Origin of the sequence: Haemophilus paraphrohaemolyticus (genome assembly GCF_002015045.1) — a bacterium.
Taxonomy (GTDB): Bacteria; Pseudomonadota; Gammaproteobacteria; order Enterobacterales; family Pasteurellaceae; genus Haemophilus_A; species Haemophilus_A paraphrohaemolyticus.
This window is the reverse complement of sequence record NZ_MUXX01000022.1, coordinates 1-20,487: the sequence shown is the minus strand read 5'-3', so window position 1 is coordinate 20,487 and position 20,487 is coordinate 1. Positions and strand designations below refer to the sequence as shown.

Genomic DNA, 20,487 nt, shown 5'->3' with positions numbered 1-20,487 from the left:
CAGCCCTGATTGGTTTTCCAGTCGGGGCTTTTTTATTGGTGGAATATGAACATTACATTAGGCGATACAATTAAGATTGATGGTGAGGAAGTGCCAGAGTATTTGCTCAAGGCACTTTATGAATGTTTGAAAAACAAATATGCATTTTTAGCTAACAATTCTATTTGCTCTGGTGTTATTCAAGCTGAGAGACTGTCAGTAAATGGTTTGAAAATCCCATTAGACGCGATTACTTATCCTTGGAATAAATAGGTTCATACTGTTCAGTATTTTCATTGTAATGAATGCCCTCATACATCCACGCCACCACCTTTTTAACTAAGGTCTCATCGCTGATATTCATATAAGTATGTACCAATTCTTCTAGGAAAGTCGCAATTTGTATTTCACGAGGGTATAAATTGGCTTTGGCGAGATCGTAAAATATGCAGCCGTTATAGTAAACGTGGACTGCTTCTGGGTGGATTTGATATTGGAGAGTTAAGTAATCTGAGGAAACGATACCGTTACTCTTTGATGGTGTGAAGAATATATCAACCTTTTTGTTAATTTGTGCGTGCTTGCATAAGATATTAACGGCATCAGTAAAGTTTTTGAAAAGAGGATATATGTCTTGGGTGATGTCTAAAATAACGATGTTGAAATAATGTCGATATTGTTCAGGAATGTTATTTAGAATTTGCTGACGAGATATTCTTGTTTTATTCATTTTAAACCTCTGTTAAGTTTGGTGTGGTAACCTAGATCTTAACAGAACTTAACGCCCACTGTAACAGGTGGGCTTTTTTATTGCCCTGTAAATGGGGTGGAGTATGAAATCAATGTTTAAAGACCCAGGAAATCAAAGTTATCTTTGGTCAATACTTTCAAGTGTGATGGCGTGGCTGGGAGAACAAAATAATTTAATGTTGCTCAGTATTGCGGTTGGTATTTTCACTGCATTAGTTAATGCGTATTCAAAATGTGCTGAAGGCAGAATGTTAAAACGCGAAGATGAGCGAAAAGAAGAATTGCATCAAGTTAGAATGGCTAGATTGAAGAAGGGATTAGATGATGAAGTTATCTAAAACAAGAACCGCTTTAGGATTCGGCACGGGTGTCTGTTCTGTGGCGGCGATTATTCCGTTATTGTTTGCCAATTTTGGCGGTGAAATTCGCACCTCCAAGCAAGGTTTGGAGATTATTGGCGATGCGGAAGGGTGTAGACGAGACCCGTATCAATGCCCAGCTGATGTACTTACGGTGGGGATTGGTTCAACAGCAGCAAGCGGTAAAAAAATCGATCCGAAACACAGATATTCTGATTTGGAAATTGCCGAGCGTTGGAAGAACGATATTGTGATTGCCGAGCAATGTGTGAATAAATATGGCAATGGTAAACAGCTACCACAATCGGTTTTTGATGCTGCAGTGTCGATTACTTTCAATGTGGGGTGTGGTGCTGTTCGCAACTCAACCTTATTCAAGCAGTTACGTTCAGGCAACTATTACCAAGCCTGCCACGAGTATCCTAAATGGGTATATGCAGGCGGTAAGAAATTACCTGGCTTAGTCTCCCGTAGAGAAAAAGAGAAAGCATTATGTTTAGCCGATTTAACGTCGCATTAGTGGCGGTGATTTTGGGCTTGTGTGTTTGGTTATGGGGTCAGCATCAGACGGTATTACACTTAAGAGCCGAAAACCTCACACAAGCCCAAACGATTGTTGAGCAAGAACAAGCGAACGCCAATCTGACCATTCAGCTCGAGCAAGAGATTGAAGCGGTCAGACATCAGCAATCGCTTGCTGATGAGTTACGCAAACAAGCAGAGGTAAAACGTGAAAGCATTAAAACAATTTTGGTTAAAGAGCCTTGCGCTCGTGTGCCTATGCCTCGTGCTGTTATTGAGCAGCTGCAGCAGTCCACGCATTAAGACCGTTTACCTTACACCACCGCAAGCTTATCTCACGCCTTGCCCGCAAACAATGTTTACAGGCGAGACTTACGGAGATGCAATAGATTACCTAGTTGTAGTAATGAGCGAGCGGGATTTGTGTGCTAAGCAAGTGGATAGTGTGCGTAACTGGGTAGATATTCGAAGTAAGGCTCAGTAATTCAAGATAAAGCGAGAGTGTTATAGCTCTCGCTTTTATTTTTATGCAAATTAAATGCTACATAATTTGCGTATGGTTTCGTGGTTGGTTAGATAAAACCCCCGAGAAAATACGCAAGTTATGTGATGTATATGTAACAAAAAGGTACTCCCGACGGGATACCCTCATCCACGGGGTTTCGGGCGCGCGGTTTTCGACAGTTTTTTGAGATTCTAGGCATCATCATCTTTTTGGTTTTTTGGTATTTTAACGGCGTTAGTTATGGATAATTTATACGATTTAAAACTCAATATAAATCAGATATCCGAACTAGTCGGAATGCATCGACAAACCGTGTCACAACGGCTTGCGGGGCTTACGCCAGCTATAGGTAGCAACTCAAAATTAAAGCTGTATGCAATATCTGATTTAATTAAAATTGGGCTTGCAGAAAAAATGACGGCAGATGTTGATAGCTTATCCCCTGTTGAAAGACGAGCATTTTGGCAAGCGGAAAACGAAAGGCTTAAGTATGAGCGAGAGACGGGAGAGCTAATCCCTGCGTTTGAAGTGGCACAAGAGATGAGCTTTCTTGCTAAAGCCATTGTTCAATCGCTGGAAACGTTACCCGACATTCTCGAACGTGATTGTGGCTTACAACCTAATGCCCTTATTCGCGTGCAGCAAGTAATCGACGACATCCGCGATCAAATGGCACAGCATATTCAAAAAACGGAGGAATAATGTTCGCATCTGCTAAAGACATTCGCCGTGATGTGGCAAATCTCATCAAAGCCCCACGCCGAATGAAAGTATCGGAAGCGGTTGCAGAATATATGCGTGTTCCCGTTGGTGGTGGCAATTCCGTCAAATGGGACAAACACACCGCTGCTTATATGCTCGAACCGATGGATTGCCTCAATTCTCGTGAATATGATGCTGTGATTTTTGTTGGCCCTGCACGAACAGGCAAAACAATCGGCTTAATTGACGGCTGGATTATTTATTCCATTATTTGCGATCCGTCCGACTTCTTACTGGTGCAACTCACCCAAGAAAAAGCCAGCGAACATAGTCGTAAACGTTTAGATCGCACTTTTAGATGCTCGCCTGAGATTGCAAAAAGATTAAGCCCGCGTAAAAACGATAACAATGTCCACGATAAATATTTTAGGGCAGGTAATCTATTAAAGATTGGTTGGCCGTCAATTAACGTATTGTCATCATCCGATTACAAATATGTTGCATTAACAGACTATGACCGCTGGCCTGATGATGTGGACGGTGAGGGCGACGGATTTAGTTTAGCGTCCAAGCGAACGACTACATTTATGAGTGCTGGTATGACACTTGTAGAGAGTTCGCCAGGTAAGGATATTGTTGATATAAAACATCATCCCAAAACGACTCACGAGGCGCCGCCAACAACAGGTATTTTGTCACTATATAACCGTGGCGATAGACGCAGATTCTATTGGCAATGTCCACATTGCAAAGAATGGTTTGAGCCATCAATGGCAAATATGGTCGGCTATCGAGATGATACTGATTATGTTAAGGCGAGCGAAAAAGCTCGATTGCAATGCCCTCATTGCCAATCTCTCGTAGATCCTGACAAGAAACGAGCATTAAACATCGGTGGCAAGTGGTTAAAAGAGGGGCAAACGATAGATAAAGACGGTGTAATCCATGGCGAAGGAAGAAACTCACGTATTGCATCATTTTGGCTGGAAGGCCCTGCAGCCGCTTATCAAACATGGGCGCAATTAACTTATAAATTACTCACTGCTGAACATGAATTTGAAATGACAGGCAGTGAAGAAACGCTAAAGGCAGTAACAAATACAGACTGGGGATTGCCTTATTTACCACGCTCCGCACTTGAGCAACGCAGAAGTGATGAGTTAATGGAACGGCGCGAAGAAACCGAAAAAAGAACGGTACCTTATGGGTGCCGTTTTTTATTGGCTGCAGTTGATGTACAGGGTGGGCGGAATCGCCGTTTTGTCGTCCAAATTGTGGGATATGGCGAAAACAGCGAACGGTGGCTCATTGATAGATACAACATTAAATCATCAATGCGGAGCAATTCAGAGGGGGAAAGCCTCCCCATTGATCCGTCCGCCTACCCTGAGGACTGGGATTTACTCATTAGTGATGTACTCAATAAGCAATATCGTATTGAGGGATTAGACGGCGGATTCATGCCAATCCTTGCAATGGCGGTGGATAGTGGCGGTGAGGACGGTGTAACAGATAACGCCTATAAGTTTTGGCGCAGATGTAAGCGTGATGGCATATCAAAACGAGTGTATCTCGTCAAAGGCGATAGCACCAAGCGCCAAAAACTGATTTCTCGCACTTATCCTGATAACACCTCAAGGTCAGATCGTCATGCTAAAGCTCGCGGTGATGTGCCGCTATACCTACTTCAAACAGACCAACTCAAAGATCGCATTAGTAATGCACTGAGTCGAGAGACTGTTGGTGCCAATTACATTCATTTCCCATCATGGTTAGGCGAATGGTTTTTTGATGAGCTGACCTATGAGGAGCGCGGACAAGACGGTAAATGGCGTAAACCAGGGAAAGGCAACAATGAGGCGTTTGACTTATTTTGCTATACCCATGCAATCGCTATTTTGCGTGGTTATGAGCGTATTAAGTGGGGTGATGAAGACAATGTCCCATACTGGGCGAAATTGCCAAGCGTAAACCCTAACGTGATCCGTAGAGAATCATCCGCACCAGAAGAAGAAACTGAAAGTGCGGTAGAAATTGAACAAGTAAAACCGCAACCGAAACCCAAAACAAAAAGTAATTGGCTAAACGGTGGCGGAAATAAGAAAAAAGGTGGGTGGTTGTGATTTACGAAAGAGACGAACTCGAAGAAAAAATCCGAGCCCTTGACGAGAAGATTGAAAACGCCCAAAGCCAAGTTAGCTTTAATGGGCGATCGGTATCTTACCAAGTGTCCGAATGGACAAAACAACGTGACCGCTATCAACAAATGCTTAATGAGTTATTAGCGGAAACAAGACAGCACGTTAAACGCCACAGAATCAAATATGCGAGATTTTAAACGATGGGAATATTAGATAAAACAATTGCCGCAATCTCGCCTAAATGGGGTGCACAGCGAGCAAAAAGCCGATATGTGATGAATGCATACGAGGCAGCAATGCCAAATCGTACACATAAAGCAAAACGCGAAAGCCAAGGTGCGAACGTATCGACCAAACAAAGTGCGGTTAGTTTGCGGGAGCAAGCTCGGGCATTAGACCAAAATCACGACATTGTGATCGGCATTTTGGACAAAATGGAAGAGCGCGTCATTGGCTCCCGAGGCATCCACATTGAGCCACAGCCGCTAAATTTAAGCGGTGATGTTGATGAGGAGTTAGCAGAGCAAATCCGCAAAAAATGGGCGGAATGGTCTGTGCGCCCGGAAGTCACCGGACAATTTACCCGCCCGGAACTTGAGCGAATGCTTTTGCGCACTTGGTTGCGCGATGGTGAAGTATTTATCCAGCTTGTACGCGGCACGGTGGCAGGACTAAATCATAGCACCGACATTGCATTTAGCCTTGAGGCACTAGAGCCTGATTTTGTGCCGATGAATACCCTTGATACGGCAAATTTAATTCAAGGGGTAGAGCTTGATGCATGGCGCCGTCCTAAGTCGTACCGCGTTTACATGGATAACCCCCAAGAAAACAACCGCACTTTTGGACGAGTTAAAACAGTGCCGGCGGAAAATATGTTGCACCTTGCGTTTAAAAAACGCTTGCACCAGTTGCGCGGCGTATCGATGTTGCATGGCGTAATCGTCCGACTTGCCGACCTCAAAGACTACGAAGAGAGCGAGCGTGTGGCTGCACGAATTGCCGCTGCCTTTACGATGTACATCAAAAAAGGTGATGCCGCACTCTACGGGGATAATGAGGATTACAGCGCAGACAGTCCGGAGCGAGATTTTGAGATTGCTCCCGGTGCAATCATTGATGATTTAAAACCCGGCGAGGACATCGGGTTAATCAACTCAAACCGCCCTAACGTTAACCTTGAAACATTTAGAAACGGACAATTAAGAGCAACGGCGGCTGGTACTCGCTCCAGTTACTCTAGCATTGCCCGTGACTATAACGGCACTTACTCAAGCCAGCGCCAAGAGTTGGTGGAGAGCTTTGAGGGTTACTCCGTTTTACAAGATACCTTTGTCGCGCACATCTCACGCCCGATATACAGAGAATGGCTAAAAATGGCGATTGTCAGCGGCGAAATTGAGGTGCCAGTCGATATTGATTCTGCATCACTTTATAACGCCGTTTATAGCGGCCCTGTGATGCCGTGGATCGACCCGACAAAAGAGGCGCAAGCGTGGAAAGAGCGCATCAAAGGTGGATTGGCAACGGAAAGCCAAGCAGTACGCGCAAGCGGTAGCAACCCGGCAGAAGTTAAACGCAGACGTAAAGTTGAGGTCGAGGAAAACCGCAAATTTGGTCTCAAGTTTGACACGGATTTAACTAATACAGGTACAACAAATGCGAAAACAGAAAATAATTTTAGCACCGGTAGCGATGACAGCAAGCGCGACAAAGACGAATAACCAGTCTTGGTACTCAATCAAAGCCAAAGCCAACGACACGGCAGAAATCTCAATTTACGATGAGATCGGATTTTTGGGTGTATCTGCTGCGAGCTTTGCGCAGGACTTAAAATCCTGCGGAAACAACCTCAAGCAGATTAACCTACACATCCACTCGCCCGGTGGCAATGTATTTGATGGGATCGCTATCTACAACTTGCTAAAAAATCACCCGGCAAATGTGACGGTTTACATTGACGGCTTGGCGGCAAGTATGGCGAGCGTTATTGCAATGGCGGGCAATGAGGTAATCATGCCGGAAAATGCAATGATGATGATCCATAAGCCTTGGGGTATCCAAGGTGGTGATGCAGAAGATATGCGCAAGTATGCTGACCTATTAGACAAGGTCGAAAATACGCTAATCCCAGCCTATGCAAACAAAACAGGAAAAACACCTGAAGAATTAGCAGAAATGCTATCAGCAGAAACTTGGCTCAACGGAAAAGAATGCGTTGAACAAGGATTTGCAAACAAACTAGCCGAACCACTTGTGGCGATGGCATCTATTAAATCAAGAAAATTAGAGGACTTTGAAAAAATGCCTAATGAAATTAAAAATATGTTGTTTAAGCCACAAGGCAACGCTGGCGTAGCCGCACCACAAGCAACATCAACCCATGCACAACCAACACCAACCGAACCGGTAAATCAAGCGCCAACAGCTCCGGTAGATAACACTGCACAAGTGCAAGCCGAATTAAATAAACGCAACGCTGACATTAAAGCGGTATTTGCACCGTTTGGTACTACGCACAATGATTTGTTAGTGGAGTGTTTAGGTGATTTATCAATTACCGCAGATCAAGCCAAAGACAAATTATTAGCAAAACTTGGTGCAGGTACAACGCCAAGTGCCGCAGTAATGCCTTATGCCGATAACGGTAACATTGTTGGTGATAGCGTGAAACAATCCTTATTGGCTCGTGCAGGTATCGACAAAGACAAAGCAGATGCCGAAGACAATGCCTACAACGCAATGACCTTGCGTGAGCTTGCTCGTGCGTCATTGGTCGATCGTGGTATTAGCGTTGCAGGTCAAAATGCAATGGGCATGGTTGGCTTAGCATTTACCCACTCAAGCTCTGACTTTGGTCAAATCTTAATTGATGTAGCGCACAAATCCTTGCTCAAAGGTTGGGAAACCGCAGCGGAAAACTTTGATCAGTTTACCTCTCGTGGCACATTAACCGACTTCCGTGCAGCGAAACGTGTTGGCTTGGGTGATTTTGGCTACTTACCGCAAGTCGGTGAGGGTGAAGAGTACACCTACGGCACAATCGGTGATGAGGGTGCTAGCGTTGCATTAGCGACTTATGGGCAATTATTTAGCATTACTCGTCAAGCAATCATCAATGACGATATGCACTTGTTGACAAAAATTCCTGAAAAAATGGGACAAGCGGCACGTGCAACCATCGCTAAATTAGTGTTTGCGTTATTAACTGGTAACGCGATTGCGCAAGATGGCAAAAAATTATTTGATGCCTCGCACAAAAACTCATTTGATAATGCCGCATTAGATGTGGCCAATATTGATAAAGCGATTCAAATGATGAATGGCTTTGTCAATACTCGTGGTGAACCATTAGCGATTGAGCCTGATTTTATGTTGTTACCAACCTCACTTTACACCCGTGCTAAACAAGTTCTAGGTTCAGCAAGTGTGGAGGGGGCTGATATCAATTCTGGCATTATCAATCCAATCCGCGACATTGTGCCGACAGTTAAATCCGCACGTTTACAAGTTGCCGATCCAAAATCTTGGTACTTAATCAACAAAGAAGCGATTGAAGTTTCTTACCTTGACGGCATTGATACGCCATACATGGAGCAACAACAAGGCTTCACTGTTGATGGTGTATCTACCAAGGTGCGCATTGATGCAGGTGTTAATGTAATTGACTACCGTGGCATTGTAAAAGTTACCAATAAGTAACTTAAATCGCCTTAAATAACGACCGCACTTTTAACCGAAGTGCGGTTTTTTATTATCAAAATTAAAGGATCATTAAATATGGCTAAAAACTATATGCAAGACGGAAACACCGTTCGTTTTACCGCTACCGCTGCTGTAAAAAGCGGTGATGTAGTAATGTTAGAAAACCTTGCTGCAATCTCAGTATCTGATGTTGCACAAAATGAGACAGGCGTTGGCTTAACTGCAGGTGTATTTACGGTGAAAGCAAAAGCGGAAGATGACATTAAACAAGGTGCAATTGTTTACTGGTCAGCAACCGATGGTGCAACCATTACCGCGGGTAGTAACAAGCGTTTAGGTATTGCTTGGCATGCTAGTGGCGTATCGATGGGCACTGTAGATGTCAAGATCAACGCTTAGTCCGTTTGATGACGCGCTCGCACAGGCGGACAAAGTCATATCAGATGTGATGATGCCCGTCTATGTTATCAATGGCAAAAAATACAAGGCGGTGTTAGATGAGTCGCCTAGAGAAGTTGAGCCAATTAATGGAGTTTATCGTACGCTTACGCTATTCAAATCTTCTGGTTATAAACCAAAGAAAAATGACCGCGTAACAATAAATAACATTGATTATATTATCAGTGGTTTCAGCTTTAATTCGGGAACGATTATTCTTCAACTTGAAGAGGATGCGAGTTACTAATGGCAATTAATGACGACATCGAAAAAGCCAAAAAGGTTCTAACGGATATTGATAAAAAAGCCGTCCCTCAAGCTATGGCGCGCACGATTAATAATGTTGCTGCAAAAGTTATGGTGAGAGCTGTAATAGATACGTCCAAGAAAGTGGATGTGCCTAATCGCTTTATTAAAGGGCGAGCGAAACTAGAACGAGCCAAGCCAAGACGATTAAGTGCATTTATTAAAGTTAACCGAGGAAATTTACCCGTTATCCGGTTAGTTAAAGGTGATGGGAGATTTATTCGAAGAGGCGAAAATAAAGGTCAACTAAAAGTCGGGAATCGTTTTTATCAACGGTCGTTTATTCAAGAGCTTAAGAATGGTCGAACTCAAGTAATGCAACGACAAGGGAAAGATCGTTATCCTATCGATGTAGTCAAAATTCCACTCAAAATTCCACTTACAGAGGCATTTCACTCAGAGGTTAAACGAGCGTACGAAAAGGAAATGCCAATGGAGTTGAGAAATCAACTAATTAGGCAAATACAGATAGTGGTAAAAAAATGAAAATCCATTCGAAGATCAGACAGGCAGTGATTGATGCTTTACAACCGCATTTACCAAAAGTTAAGGAATTTAGCAATGGCAAGCCATCATTCACCGATATTGAAACACAGAGTCCAACAGTAGCGGTATTTATTAGTAATGTTACGCCCACTGGTTATTTAGACGGAACATTACACGCGACACTACATGTTGCAGCATTTATGCGCTCAGCATCTAGAGAAGATGACCTAGATAAACTTGCGCAAGAAATCTATGAAAGCGGCATCGTTGAAGAATCATTAGTAAGCCTAACTGAAACAACTGCATTCTCGTCTTTTGATTACGAGCAAGACGAACAAATGGCAACGTGGATCGCTGCCGACATTCAATACAACATCACTTATGAGGTCAATAATGGCTAAGAAAGACACTACACCAATGAAAGGCGCAGGCACTCAGTTTTTCCGTCTAAAAGATGACAAAGAAACTACCGCTATTCAAGGTGGCACAATTTCAGCGGCAGAAATTAAAAAAGCCGACAACTGGGAGCGTATTGCAAAAATTAAAGAGTTATCGCCTGGCGAAGTGACCGCAGAAAGTTATGAAGATAACTACTTAGATGATCCAAATGCAGAATGGAAGTCAACAAGTCAAGGTGCTAAATCAGCGGGTGAAACATCAATCACTCTTGCATGGCTACCAGGCGATACTGCGCAACAAGCTATCGTCACAGACTTTGATAGCGGTAAGAAGAAATTTTACCTTGTTGTATATCCAAACGGTACACGAGATGTATATTTTGCTTGGGTTTCATCTTTAGGTAAAGCTGTCCCACAAAATGAGACAATGACTCGTACAATCAAGCTAACCAATGTTGGTAAACCGTTATTAGCTGAAACAAATCAAGCAGGTGATTAATTATGTTAAAACAAATCGAGTTTGAAGTAAGTGGTCAAGTTCTTCAGTTATCGGAGTTATCAGCTTTAGATTATCTCGAATATATCGAGTATATGAATTCCCTAGAAAAACCCGAACCAATCAAAACGGAAGATACAGAAAAGGAAATTAATGCAAAACTGAATCAAATGACAAGAAATAACTTGTTGGCTCACGCAAGATTAATCGCTTTTTCATTGTCACATTCTCAAACAGATAAAACTATTGAAGAGTTGCAAAAAGAAGTATTAACAACGCTTACCAATAGCGACTTTTATTTGGTCTTAGAAGCTGTTCAAAATGTGTGTAACTTCCCTAAATCTGAGGGGCGTGAAGAAACTGAGAGTACGGATGGCGAAGTAAAAAACGCCTAGAGGCCGAACTTGATTTTGTTTTAAAACTTGCGCACGAATTTAAGCGTGCAGACTACCGAAGAATGCTCCGTGAGATGTCTCTTGCGGAGTATTTTTCTTGGTATAAATATTTCGGAGCACGACCATTCACGCTTGAAATGCTTGATTATGGCTACGGAATAATCACAAGTTCGGTCTATAACTGCGCAGCTGCAAAACAGGTTGTAACCGCTAGAGATTTTTCTATCTTTAATTCTGATGAGCCGCCAAAAGAAATGACGGATGAGGAAATGATGGAAGTGTCTGCTGCAAATTCAGGAGTATTGAGAATTGGACCAGATTAGCAATTTAAAAATAAAACTCGAGGCAGAGACAGCCAAGTTTACAGAAGAAATTAACAAGGCTAAAAAATCTCTAGATGGCTTTGGGAAAACGCATGGTGGTATTAATCTCACTAAAATTGCGATTGGTGGATTAGCTACAGCGGCATTAGCTGCCACAGGTGCAGTAGTTTCTTTCGTAAGTTCTTTAGGTGATGGGATAAAAATTTACGAAGAAACCGAGCGTTACATGGCCAGAACAGAGGCTCAATTAAGAGCAACTGGCGCAGCAGTTGGTTTTTCTTCTTCACAATTAGATGAATTTGCTCGTTCTGTTGCGATGAATACGCTTGCTAGTACAGACGGTGTTCGCCAAGCAATGTCAGTAATGATGACATTTAAAAGCGTTACTGGGGAATCATTTAAAGAGGCAATCAAGCTATCTCAAGATTTAGCAGAAACATTTGGTACTGATATTTCAAGTGAGGCTAGAAACCTTGGGCGCGCTTTAGGAAGTCCAGCCGATGCAATATCTATCCTAAAAAGAAAAGGCATAGAGCTTACCTCTGAACAGCAGAATTTAATCAATTCGTTTGTTGAAACTGGTGATAAAGCTAAGGCGCAAGAAGTTATATTTAAAGCGTTACAAGAGCGTGTTGGCGGCACTAGTGAATCATCAGCAAATGGTACATTATCTGGCGCTCTAGATACGCTAGGGCAAGCAACAGATGAACTAAAAGAACAGTTTGCCGAAACCACAGGTATTACTAAGTTTTTTAAAGGTGCGGTAGATAGTCTTTCAACCGCTTTTATTAACTTAACCAAAGCGATGAAAGGGGTTGATACTGCTACCCATGTTAAAAACTTAGAGAATGAAATATCTATCCTAGAGAAATCCAAAAAGTCTCTAGAACAACAGTTTGAATCTGGGGCTTTTGATGGTAGCGATGAGGTGTTGGCTGCAATGCGCGATCAAATGGAACGCCAGCAAGCCAACCTAGATAAAGCTCGTGCGAAATTAAAAGCAGAGCAAGATAAACAAAAGGCTGATGCAGATGCTGCAGAGGCTAATCGCAAGAAAGCAGAGAAAGAAGAAAAAGAGAAAGCTGGTAAGGCTCAACTCGAAAAAATTGAAAATAAACTAAAATCTCGACAACAAAAGCTAACAGAGCAACATGAAAAAGACAAGAAAGCGATACAAAATCTTGTTCTAAGTGAAGTTGAAATTAAAAAACGTGGTTTTGAAACAATTGACCAATTGAGAAATTCAGAACTTGGCAAACTTGAGCAAAATTACAATGAGCAACTTGCCGCAATAATCAAAGGCGAGAATAAGAAAACATCTGTTAAGTCTAAACATAACTCAGGTAGTAAAACGAGTGATGTTGCGTCTTTAGATATGCAGTATGCCAATGAAATGCAAAAACTAGCCTTGCAACATCAGCAACGCATAGAGACGATTAATAAGATGGCTATTTCTGAAAAAGAGGCTAAAGAGCGAAATTTCGGAAGTGCATTAGAATTAAGAAAGCATTATTTAGCACTAGAGGCCCAAGCGTACGATCAGGCGTTAGAGAAACAGAAAGCCAAAGAAATCAAAGAAGATAATGACAGAGCAAATAAAGTGCGGTCATTTTTTAATGATATTCGTGGTTCAGGTAATGATCTGTATGTCCAAAGTGATATTACTCGAGAAGATCAGCTAGTTAAGGCGCAAGAGCTGTATGAGCAGCAACTTATCAATGTTCAACAGTTCGAAGAGGCCAAGGCGCTAATAGAAGATCAGTATCGGCAACGCAAGGAAGATTTAGATAGACAAGCGCTAACGACACAGCTAAATATCGCGGCATCATTATTTGATGGGTTGGCAGGATTGGCGGAATCGGCAGGTGGCAAGCAATCTGCTGCATACAGAACACTTTTTGCTATCTCTAAATCATTTCAAATCGCAGAGTCCTTAATTAACTTACATGCCGCAGTTATGAAAGCTATGAATGACCCTACAGCAGTTACGCCAGCACAGAAATTTGCGAATATGGCAGCTGTTGCAAGTCAAGGTGCTGCAGTTTTGAATCAACTTAAAAGCGTCACTATTTCGGGGGCTCGTGCAAGTGGTGGTTATGTTGGCGGAGGAAGAACCTATCTTGTTGGGGAGAAAGGTCCTGAGTTATTCACGCCAGGAGCAAGTGGGCAGATTACTAGCAATTCCAATCTAAATAAAGCATTGGGTGAATCAAATAGTAAGACGGTTGTCATTAACCAAACAAATAACTTCGGTGATGGGGAAGGCGATCCTGCTTTAGCAGCGAAGATTGCTAGATTAACCAAAGCTCAGGTTTATGAAGTGCTCAGAACTGAAACAAGAAGTGGCGGAATGATGGGGTAAAGTTATGAAGGAATTATTTGATTTTAAAGTGCAGTGGGGGATGCAATTAGACTTTAAGACAAAAGTTGATGTAATTAAGTTTGGCGATGGCTATGAGCAGCGTAGAGTTGAAAGTATTAACTCTATCCCTTTATCAACCACAGCAACAATTAGATACCATAAAACACGCGAAAGAAACATGATTGGTTCTCTTGATTCTTTCCTTATGCGTCATGGCGGTTACAAATCATTTGAGTGGATTCCTCCTGGTGAATCTAAGCGTATATTAATTGTTTGCTCCGAATGGTCGAAAATTGATAATGGTCCTTACGTTGAATATTCATTACAGTTTCGACAAGTTTTTAACTGATTTGAGAGCCTTATCACAAATAAAAAAGTTGAAATAAGGTAGGATCACTAGCCATTCAATTTTATTGAGTTAGGAGGATTGTGTGGCTATTAGATTCAGAAAAACAAAGAAAATTTTACCGGGAGTAAAATTAAATCTAAGTAAATCAGGTGTAAGTGTCACGGCTGGGGTTAAAGGTGCATCAATTAATATAGGGAAAGATGGCGTTTATCGTAATTTAGGAATACCAGGAACAGGTATATCTAAACGGGATAAATTGAAATTTACTCAAGATAAAGATGAGGACTATCTAGAAGTATTAATTGATTATGTAACCGATGGCGAGATATTTACATTAAATGTGGACGCAACTAATTATTTTCCTGAAGAGAAGGCGATTTATGGGTATTGCGAAGAAGTAGAAGGAGAATCGATCTTTTATTTGAATAATATCCAAAGAGCGATTGATGTTAATTCTGGAAATGAAATAGAAGATCTTCAAAATTTTTTTTCACAATTAAACCATCAACGAAATGAAAACGGTGAGTTGCCAATAGGTAAAATCCTTGTTGTGACATTTATACTATTCATAATTGCCTATATCTTTGTTTTTACCAAAAATTAAATTAACAAATCCCCCCCTATAATTAAGACTAATATACCAAAGCCGCTCTAAGCGGCTTTTTTATTGGAGTAAACAATGCCACAACTCATCAGCAACCAATTCAAACTCAACCTCGCCAAACTCGAACAAAATGCGCTCATTGAGTTGTTTGAGGTAGATTTGCGAGGATTAAAAGATAATGACGGCATGAATGGTGAATTATATCGCTTTTATGCTGGCACTAATGAAAAATCACAATCTATCGTATGGCAAGGCAAAACATTTGAGCCATTTGCTGTAAAAGCAGATGGTTTTGAAATGTCAGGTAATGGCCCAAGTAATCGACCAACTCTTACATTAGGAAATATTAACGGATTTATTACCGCACTTTGTAACCGCTTTGATCAATGTTTGGGTGGGATTGTCAGACGAAGATTAGTCTATATGCACTATCTTGATGCGGTGAATTTTGCAAATGGCAATAAAGAGGCAGATCCAACGCAAGAGGCGTTAAGTTACTTTGTGATTGAGCAATTATCCTCATTAAATCGAGATATTGCTCAATTTACACTGGCTTTACCATCTGAGACAGACAATGCATTAATTGGCGCAAGAATGATTACATCTACTTGTAGTTGGTTATATCGTAGCGTTGAGTGTGGCTATACAGGCAGAGCACTTGCGGATGAAAAAGACCAACCAACTGCAGATCCTAAAAAGGATAAGTGCAGTGGATTATTGACTGGATGCAAGTTGAGAAACAATACGCATAACTATGGCGGATTTGTTAGCGTTGATAAGTTGGGGTAACAATGGACGGCAAATTACATAACGAAATCATCAGTTATTCAAAATCAAAAGAACCGCAAGAAAGTTGCGGTTTTGTTGTTTTAGTAGGTAATGAAAAAGTCTTTATACCTTGCGAAAACATGGCGGAAGATAAAGAGAACCACTTTGAAATTTTGCCAGAAGATTACATTGCAGCAAGTGAGAAAGGTGAGGTTTTTGCCTTAGTCCACTCACATCCACAAGGCGAGCCAAAACTATCACAAGCAGATTTGCAAACACAACTTTATTGCCAGTTAGATTTTTGGTTAGTTTGTGATGAGCAAATCCATATTTTCCCAAAAATTCCATTTTTAATAGGGCGTGATTTTAAACACGGTGAAATGGATTGCTACACATTATTTAGAGATTTTTACCGATTATCTGGTTGTAATTTACCCGACTTTGAACGAGACGATTACTGGTGGGAAGATGGGTTTAATCTCTACCTAGATAACATGGCAAAACACGGTTTTGAGCAAGTAAAAGAGCCACAAACAGGCGATGTTATCTTAATCAACATCGGGGCTGATGTACCCAATCACGCGGCAATTTATGTCGGTAATCAAATGGTTCTTCATCATGCACCAAAACGATTATCTAAGCGTGATTTATATGATGGATATTGGCTTAAACACACTCATAGTATTTGGAGATATAACGCATGGTCAACGTTAGATTTTACGGGAGCCTTAAACAGTTTGGATCTGAATTTAGGCTAGATTGCCAAACTACGGCAGAGATAGTCCAAGCCTTAACGAGCCAAATTCCTAAATTGCGCCAATTCATTCAACAAGGGCTATTTACCGTGCGAGTAGGGCGAGACTACTTTGATAATCGCTATCTCGAGCAAGGGCTGAGCCACAAACTAAAAGATGATGCAACAGTGCATTTTACACCTGTTTTAAAAGGCTCAAAACGTGGCGGATTGTTTGGTGTGATTGCAGGTGTCGCAATTATTGCTGGTGCAATCGCTTTAGGTCCGCTTGGATTTGGTCTGCTTAGCACTAATGCCGCTTGGGTAGTTGGCTCTGTTGGGGCATCTCTATTATTGGGCGGTGTTGCTCAAATGCTCACAAAAATGCCAGAAATGAAAATGGGCACTGAAAAAGAAAAGAAACAATCTACGGCATTTTCGAACCTGTCGAATATGACAGCACAGGGAAAACCTATGCCATTGGCGTATGGGAGAATGAGAGTAGGCTCTCTCATCATATCTCAGGGTGTAGAAACGATGGATACTGGAATTTAAGGAGTTTTCAATGGGTAAAGGTGGCGGTGGCGGCGGTCATACTCCAGTCGAGGCAAAAGAGAGCGGCAGAAGTAAGCAACTTGTCAAAATTGTTGAAGTTATTTCAGAGGGCGAGGTTTACGGTTTAGCCGATGGAATGAAGTCCATCTATTTTGACAAAACACCAGTACAAAACAAAGACGGCTCTTATAATTTCAAAAATGTGCAGGTAGAGGGGCGTGTAGGCGGTCAAGTACAAGATTTAATGGCTGGGTTTAACACCTCCGAAAAAGAGGTCGGTGTTGGCACCCTAGTTAAGAAAAATCTACCACTTACAAGAACTGTGACGGATGCCAAAGTATCTCGATTACGTTTAACCATTGGTGTCCAATCGCTTTTTAAGCAAGAGGATAATGGCGATACTAACGGAACATCCGTAAACTTTATCATTACTATTGGCTCAAGAACTTACCCTGTGTCAATTAGTGGCAAGTATAGCTCTCAGTATTTGCAACATCATACTTTTGACAATCTGCCTAGCGTGCCATTTATTGTCAAAGTCGAGAGAACTACAGACGATAGCACAACACAGCGCCTACAAAATAATACCATTTGGTCGAGCTACACAGAAATTATTGATACTGAGTTTGCTTATCCAAACACAGCTTTGATGGGGGTTAAATTTGACTCTGAATATTTTAGCAATATCCCTACTCGTACCTATGACCTACTTGGCTTAAAAGTAAAAGTACCAAGCAACTATGACACTCGTACTCGTCAATATACAGGTATGTGGGATGGTACATTTAAAATTGACTGGACGGATAATCCGGCTTGGGTGCTATATGACGTCGTGACGAATAAACGCTATGGCTTGGGTGGAAGACTTGGTGAGTTTGGTGCGGATAAATGGGCGTTATATCAAGTCGCTCAATATTGTGACCAATTAGTGCCTGATGGATTTGGTGGGCAAGAACCAAGATTTACTTGTAATGTTTGGCTGACAGAGCAACGCTCCGCCTACCAAGTTATTAATGACATTTGCTCAATTTTTAGAGCAATGCCAGTTTGGAATGGTCAGCAACTAACCGTGGTAATGGATAGGCCAGCAGATCCAGTCTGGACTTATACAAATGCCAACGTGGATGAAAGTGGTTTTAGTTATACATTTTCGGCTAGAAAATCGCGCCACAATGCAATTCAAGTTGAATACGCGGATAAAGAAAATAGCTATGAAAAGGCTATTGAGTATGTCTCTGATGACGAATCTATCCGCAAAAATGGATTAAATGTTAAGAAAATCACGGCTTTTGGCTGTACATCAAGAGGGCAAGCGCACCGCACTGCTTTATGGTTGCTGCAAACCGAAAAATTAGAAACTAAAACTGTTACCTTTACTGTTGGCGCAGAAGGGCTAATGCATATCCCTGGCGACATTATCAAAGTCGCTGATACGCACTATGCTGGTACGAATATCGGTGGTCGAGTTTTAGCAGTCAATGGCAAAACCGTAACATTAGATCGCGAAATCACCCTTAGCGGTAATAGTTATCTTAGCTATATCAATGCCAATGCTAAACATCAAAATATTAAGATTATCTCAGTCAATGGCGCAGAGGTAACACTCGATCAACCGTCGCTAGGTTTGGAAATCTACGGTGTATGGTCTTTAACTACTCAACAAGTAACAAGCCAATTATTTAAGGCGTTATCTGTAAAAGAGGAGAGCAAAGGCAAGTACACCATTATGGCGTTACAACATGAGCCACAAAAAGAGGCAATCGTTGATAATGGCGCCAAGTTTGAACCAGCAGGAACAACCGTACTTACTACACCGCAAATTAGTAACATTGGCGTGGCAGTAAATTCGGATGGGAGCGTATCAGTTGACAGTAGCGTAACTGGCGGTAATGGCATCGTCAAATACGATATCCGCATTTATAAAGGCGGTGTGCTATATGACGTGCGATTAGGGCAATCGTCTCCCAATCTTAATATAGACGGTCTCGAAAACGGAGATTATAGCGTCCTTGTCCAAGTTAAAAATGAGAATGGGCAGTTATTGAGTGAAAAAACTCAGACCTTTACCATCAATAAACCGCCAGTGCCAACAGGCGTAAGAACAACTGGCGGTCTGGGTAATATCACGCTTGAGTGGGATTGGGTTGATGATGCGACGGCGACAGAAATTTTTACTAGTGAAACAGATGACATTAAAACAGCCAAACGTTTGACGAAAGTCACAGCAAGAATGTACACGCACGAAGTTGGTGCAAAACAGGTGCGTTATTACTGGCTTAGACACGTGCGAGGGCAAAATGTCGGGGCTTTCCATCAACAAGCTGGAATAAGAGGCGAAAGCTCGGTTGATATTGATAAAGAACTGAAACTGCTGAATGAAAAGCTCAGTCAAAACATCATCAACGAAGTGTTTGATACTGCAGCCCCAGCACGTAAGTTGGAGATGGTGAAAACTGTGGCCAACCTCAATGTGAATCAGTTTCAAGGGGTAAAACAGGTTTACAATGAAAGAGACGGCAAGTTGTATCTCTGGAATGGCAGTCAGTACAAATCAAAAATACAAGCATCTGAAATAGATGGAAAATTAAATCAAAATCAACTTGATAATGAGCTAATTACCCAGCTCAATACAGCAAAAGATTCTGCGACACAAGCCGTAGCACAATCTCAAGAAGCTAAACGTAAAGTCGCAGAGCTGTCGTCTGAATTTAATAATATTAACTTTGATGTAGGTGCTCGTAACTATCTGCTTAATTCAGCGGAAAATAGAACATCGTGGACAGTGTCACAATCTGCAAAAGAAAGCTGGCAAGGTAAAAAACTCACGCTTTCTTTTAGTCTTAATGCGAAAGGCATTATCAGGGGCGGGCGTAATCGTGTCGGTTTATCTATGTTTTTGTACTACACCGATAATACGTATACGTGGATTGAGTGTTGGTTAAGCAACCATCAAGGCGATTATAGTGGCAGATTAAAATCAACAATCCAGTTACTCGATAAGCCGATTAAAAGTATTTCAAACTGCTCATTTAAAGTTGAGGTTGGCGGGGGAACTTGTGTTGCAACTAATCCTAAATTAGAGATTGGTAATGTTGCAACCGACTGGAGTCCAGCTCCCGAAGATTTGACGACTGTGATCCAGTTTGAAGACATTAAAAGATCGCTCACTAACGAATCTAACGCAAGGGTAGCTTGGGAAAACTCAGCTAACTCTCGTATTGGCAATGCTGAGGCGACAATTAATCAATTGGGCGGAACCAAAGCCAATAAAGACGAAGTGGCAACTATTGCTGCACAAGCGTTAAGGTCTCAATGGCAATCTGATGCTAAAGCTAAGGTGGACGAGGTTAGTCGAGCTATATCATCAGAGACTAGTGCTCGTACTGAGTGGCAACGCTCTGCTGAATCTAAGATTAATCGTGTAGATGGATTTTCGGCTCGCATTGATGAAATCAATCGGACGGTAGCCGATGTATCGGGTAAAGTATCGGCAACTCGCACTATTAAAACTCAAGCTATTGCTGGAGGTAAGACGGCTATTGCGGGTATTGCGCTTGGGGCATCTAGCTCTGGCCAAGATGTTGAAAGCTCGGTTATTGTGATGGCGGATA

At 41.9% G+C, this 20,487-nt stretch carries 25 protein-coding genes; 24 read left to right on the top strand and 1 reads right to left on the bottom strand.

Annotation, left to right across the window (positions count from 1 at the left end; genetic code table 11):
* Nucleotides 1–45 precede the first annotated feature (45 nt).
* Complete coding sequence (locus B0184_RS09900) at nt 46–252, top strand: hypothetical protein (RefSeq protein ID WP_078177669.1); 207 nt, start codon at nt 46–48, stop codon at nt 250–252.
* On the opposite strand, the gene B0184_RS09895 is transcribed toward B0184_RS09900, so the two are convergent.
* A complete protein-coding gene (locus tag B0184_RS09895; RefSeq protein WP_078177685.1) occupies nt 230–709 on the bottom strand; it encodes a hypothetical protein in 480 nt (159 codons plus the stop codon). The two genes, B0184_RS09900 and B0184_RS09895, sit on opposite strands and share 23 nt — an antisense overlap.
* 112 nt (nt 710–821) lie before the next feature.
* Here B0184_RS09895 and B0184_RS09890 point away from each other — a divergent pair, with 112 nt between their 5' ends.
* The 23 genes from B0184_RS09890 to B0184_RS09780 all read left to right on the top strand — a co-directional run.
* Complete coding sequence (locus B0184_RS09890) at nt 822–1,067, top strand: hypothetical protein (protein WP_005708147.1); 246 nt, start codon at nt 822–824, stop codon at nt 1,065–1,067.
* The gene (locus B0184_RS09885; RefSeq protein WP_039851133.1) at nt 1,054–1,608 is read left to right on the top strand and encodes a lysozyme; all 555 of its coding nucleotides are present in this window, start codon (nt 1,054–1,056) and stop codon (nt 1,606–1,608) included. The genes B0184_RS09890 and B0184_RS09885 overlap by 14 nt, the downstream gene beginning before the upstream one ends.
* Nucleotides 1,581–1,913, top strand: a complete 333-nt coding sequence (locus B0184_RS09880; protein ID WP_005708148.1) for a DUF2570 family protein — start codon at nt 1,581–1,583, stop codon at nt 1,911–1,913. Before B0184_RS09885 ends, B0184_RS09880 begins: the two co-directional genes overlap by 28 nt.
* Complete coding sequence (gene lysC / locus B0184_RS10895; RefSeq protein WP_425268604.1) at nt 1,819–2,094, top strand: Rz1-like lysis system protein LysC; 276 nt, start codon at nt 1,819–1,821, stop codon at nt 2,092–2,094. Before B0184_RS09880 ends, lysC begins: the two co-directional genes overlap by 95 nt.
* Nucleotides 2,095–2,355: 261 nt before the next feature.
* Nucleotides 2,356–2,817 (top strand): DUF1441 family protein, encoded by a 462-nt coding sequence (locus B0184_RS09870; protein WP_005707768.1) that lies wholly within the window; start codon nt 2,356–2,358, stop codon nt 2,815–2,817.
* A complete protein-coding gene (locus B0184_RS09865; protein WP_005707773.1) occupies nt 2,817–4,940 on the top strand; it encodes a phage terminase large subunit family protein in 2,124 nt (707 codons plus the stop codon). Before B0184_RS09870 ends, B0184_RS09865 begins: the two co-directional genes overlap by 1 nt.
* Nucleotides 4,937–5,155, top strand: coding sequence for a hypothetical protein (locus tag B0184_RS09860; protein WP_005707770.1), 219 nt, complete (start codon nt 4,937–4,939; stop codon nt 5,153–5,155). The genes B0184_RS09865 and B0184_RS09860 overlap by 4 nt, the downstream gene beginning before the upstream one ends.
* A gap of 3 nt (nt 5,156–5,158) precedes the next feature.
* On the top strand, nt 5,159–6,682 hold the full coding sequence (locus B0184_RS09855) for a phage portal protein (RefSeq protein ID WP_005707776.1): 1,524 nt from the start codon (nt 5,159–5,161) through the stop codon (nt 6,680–6,682).
* Nucleotides 6,618–8,660, top strand: coding sequence for a ClpP-like prohead protease/major capsid protein fusion protein (locus B0184_RS09850; RefSeq protein ID WP_039850946.1), 2,043 nt, complete (start codon nt 6,618–6,620; stop codon nt 8,658–8,660). The genes B0184_RS09855 and B0184_RS09850 overlap by 65 nt, the downstream gene beginning before the upstream one ends.
* Nucleotides 8,661–8,738: 78 nt before the next feature.
* Complete coding sequence (locus B0184_RS09845; RefSeq protein WP_005707769.1) at nt 8,739–9,062, top strand: DUF2190 family protein; 324 nt, start codon at nt 8,739–8,741, stop codon at nt 9,060–9,062.
* Nucleotides 9,043–9,348: a hypothetical protein gene (locus B0184_RS09840; protein WP_039850944.1), complete on the top strand. Its 306-nt coding sequence runs from the start codon at nt 9,043–9,045 to the stop codon at nt 9,346–9,348. The genes B0184_RS09845 and B0184_RS09840 overlap by 20 nt, the downstream gene beginning before the upstream one ends.
* The gene (locus B0184_RS09835; protein WP_005707765.1) at nt 9,348–9,893 is read left to right on the top strand and encodes a phage tail protein; all 546 of its coding nucleotides are present in this window, start codon (nt 9,348–9,350) and stop codon (nt 9,891–9,893) included. The genes B0184_RS09840 and B0184_RS09835 overlap by 1 nt, the downstream gene beginning before the upstream one ends.
* Nucleotides 9,890–10,294: a phage tail terminator protein gene (gene gpU, locus B0184_RS09830; RefSeq protein ID WP_039850940.1), complete on the top strand. Its 405-nt coding sequence runs from the start codon at nt 9,890–9,892 to the stop codon at nt 10,292–10,294. The genes B0184_RS09835 and gpU overlap by 4 nt, the downstream gene beginning before the upstream one ends.
* A complete protein-coding gene (locus B0184_RS09825) occupies nt 10,287–10,790 on the top strand; it encodes a phage tail tube protein (protein ID WP_005707772.1) in 504 nt (167 codons plus the stop codon). Before gpU ends, B0184_RS09825 begins: the two co-directional genes overlap by 8 nt.
* Before the next feature lie 2 nt (nt 10,791–10,792).
* Nucleotides 10,793–11,182: a phage minor tail protein domain-containing protein gene (locus B0184_RS09820; RefSeq protein ID WP_039850936.1), complete on the top strand. Its 390-nt coding sequence runs from the start codon at nt 10,793–10,795 to the stop codon at nt 11,180–11,182.
* Between the two features lie 62 nt (nt 11,183–11,244).
* Nucleotides 11,245–11,505: a phage tail assembly protein T gene (locus B0184_RS09815; protein WP_078177683.1), complete on the top strand. Its 261-nt coding sequence runs from the start codon at nt 11,245–11,247 to the stop codon at nt 11,503–11,505.
* Complete coding sequence (locus tag B0184_RS09810) at nt 11,492–13,867, top strand: phage tail length tape measure family protein (RefSeq protein ID WP_005707764.1); 2,376 nt, start codon at nt 11,492–11,494, stop codon at nt 13,865–13,867. The genes B0184_RS09815 and B0184_RS09810 overlap by 14 nt, the downstream gene beginning before the upstream one ends.
* A gap of 4 nt (nt 13,868–13,871) precedes the next feature.
* Nucleotides 13,872–14,216 carry a phage tail protein gene (locus B0184_RS09805; protein ID WP_039850932.1) on the top strand — a complete coding sequence of 115 codons (345 nt, stop codon included), beginning with the start codon at nt 13,872–13,874 and terminating at the stop codon, nt 14,214–14,216.
* A gap of 82 nt (nt 14,217–14,298) precedes the next feature.
* Nucleotides 14,299–14,820, top strand: coding sequence for a DUF4236 domain-containing protein (locus B0184_RS09800; RefSeq protein ID WP_039850930.1), 522 nt, complete (start codon nt 14,299–14,301; stop codon nt 14,818–14,820).
* Between the two features lie 75 nt (nt 14,821–14,895).
* Nucleotides 14,896–15,609 carry a phage minor tail protein L gene (locus tag B0184_RS09795; RefSeq protein ID WP_005707785.1) on the top strand — a complete coding sequence of 238 codons (714 nt, stop codon included), beginning with the start codon at nt 14,896–14,898 and terminating at the stop codon, nt 15,607–15,609.
* Nucleotides 15,610–15,611: 2 nt separating this feature from the next.
* Nucleotides 15,612–16,346 (top strand): C40 family peptidase, encoded by a 735-nt coding sequence (locus B0184_RS09790; RefSeq protein WP_005707767.1) that lies wholly within the window; start codon nt 15,612–15,614, stop codon nt 16,344–16,346.
* Nucleotides 16,289–16,876 (top strand): tail assembly protein, encoded by a 588-nt coding sequence (locus tag B0184_RS09785; RefSeq protein WP_039850926.1) that lies wholly within the window; start codon nt 16,289–16,291, stop codon nt 16,874–16,876. Before B0184_RS09790 ends, B0184_RS09785 begins: the two co-directional genes overlap by 58 nt.
* A 10-nt stretch (nt 16,877–16,886) precedes the next feature.
* A partial coding sequence (locus B0184_RS09780; protein ID WP_078177682.1) for a TipJ family phage tail tip protein occupies nt 16,887–20,487 on the top strand: 3,601 nt, incomplete at its 3' end.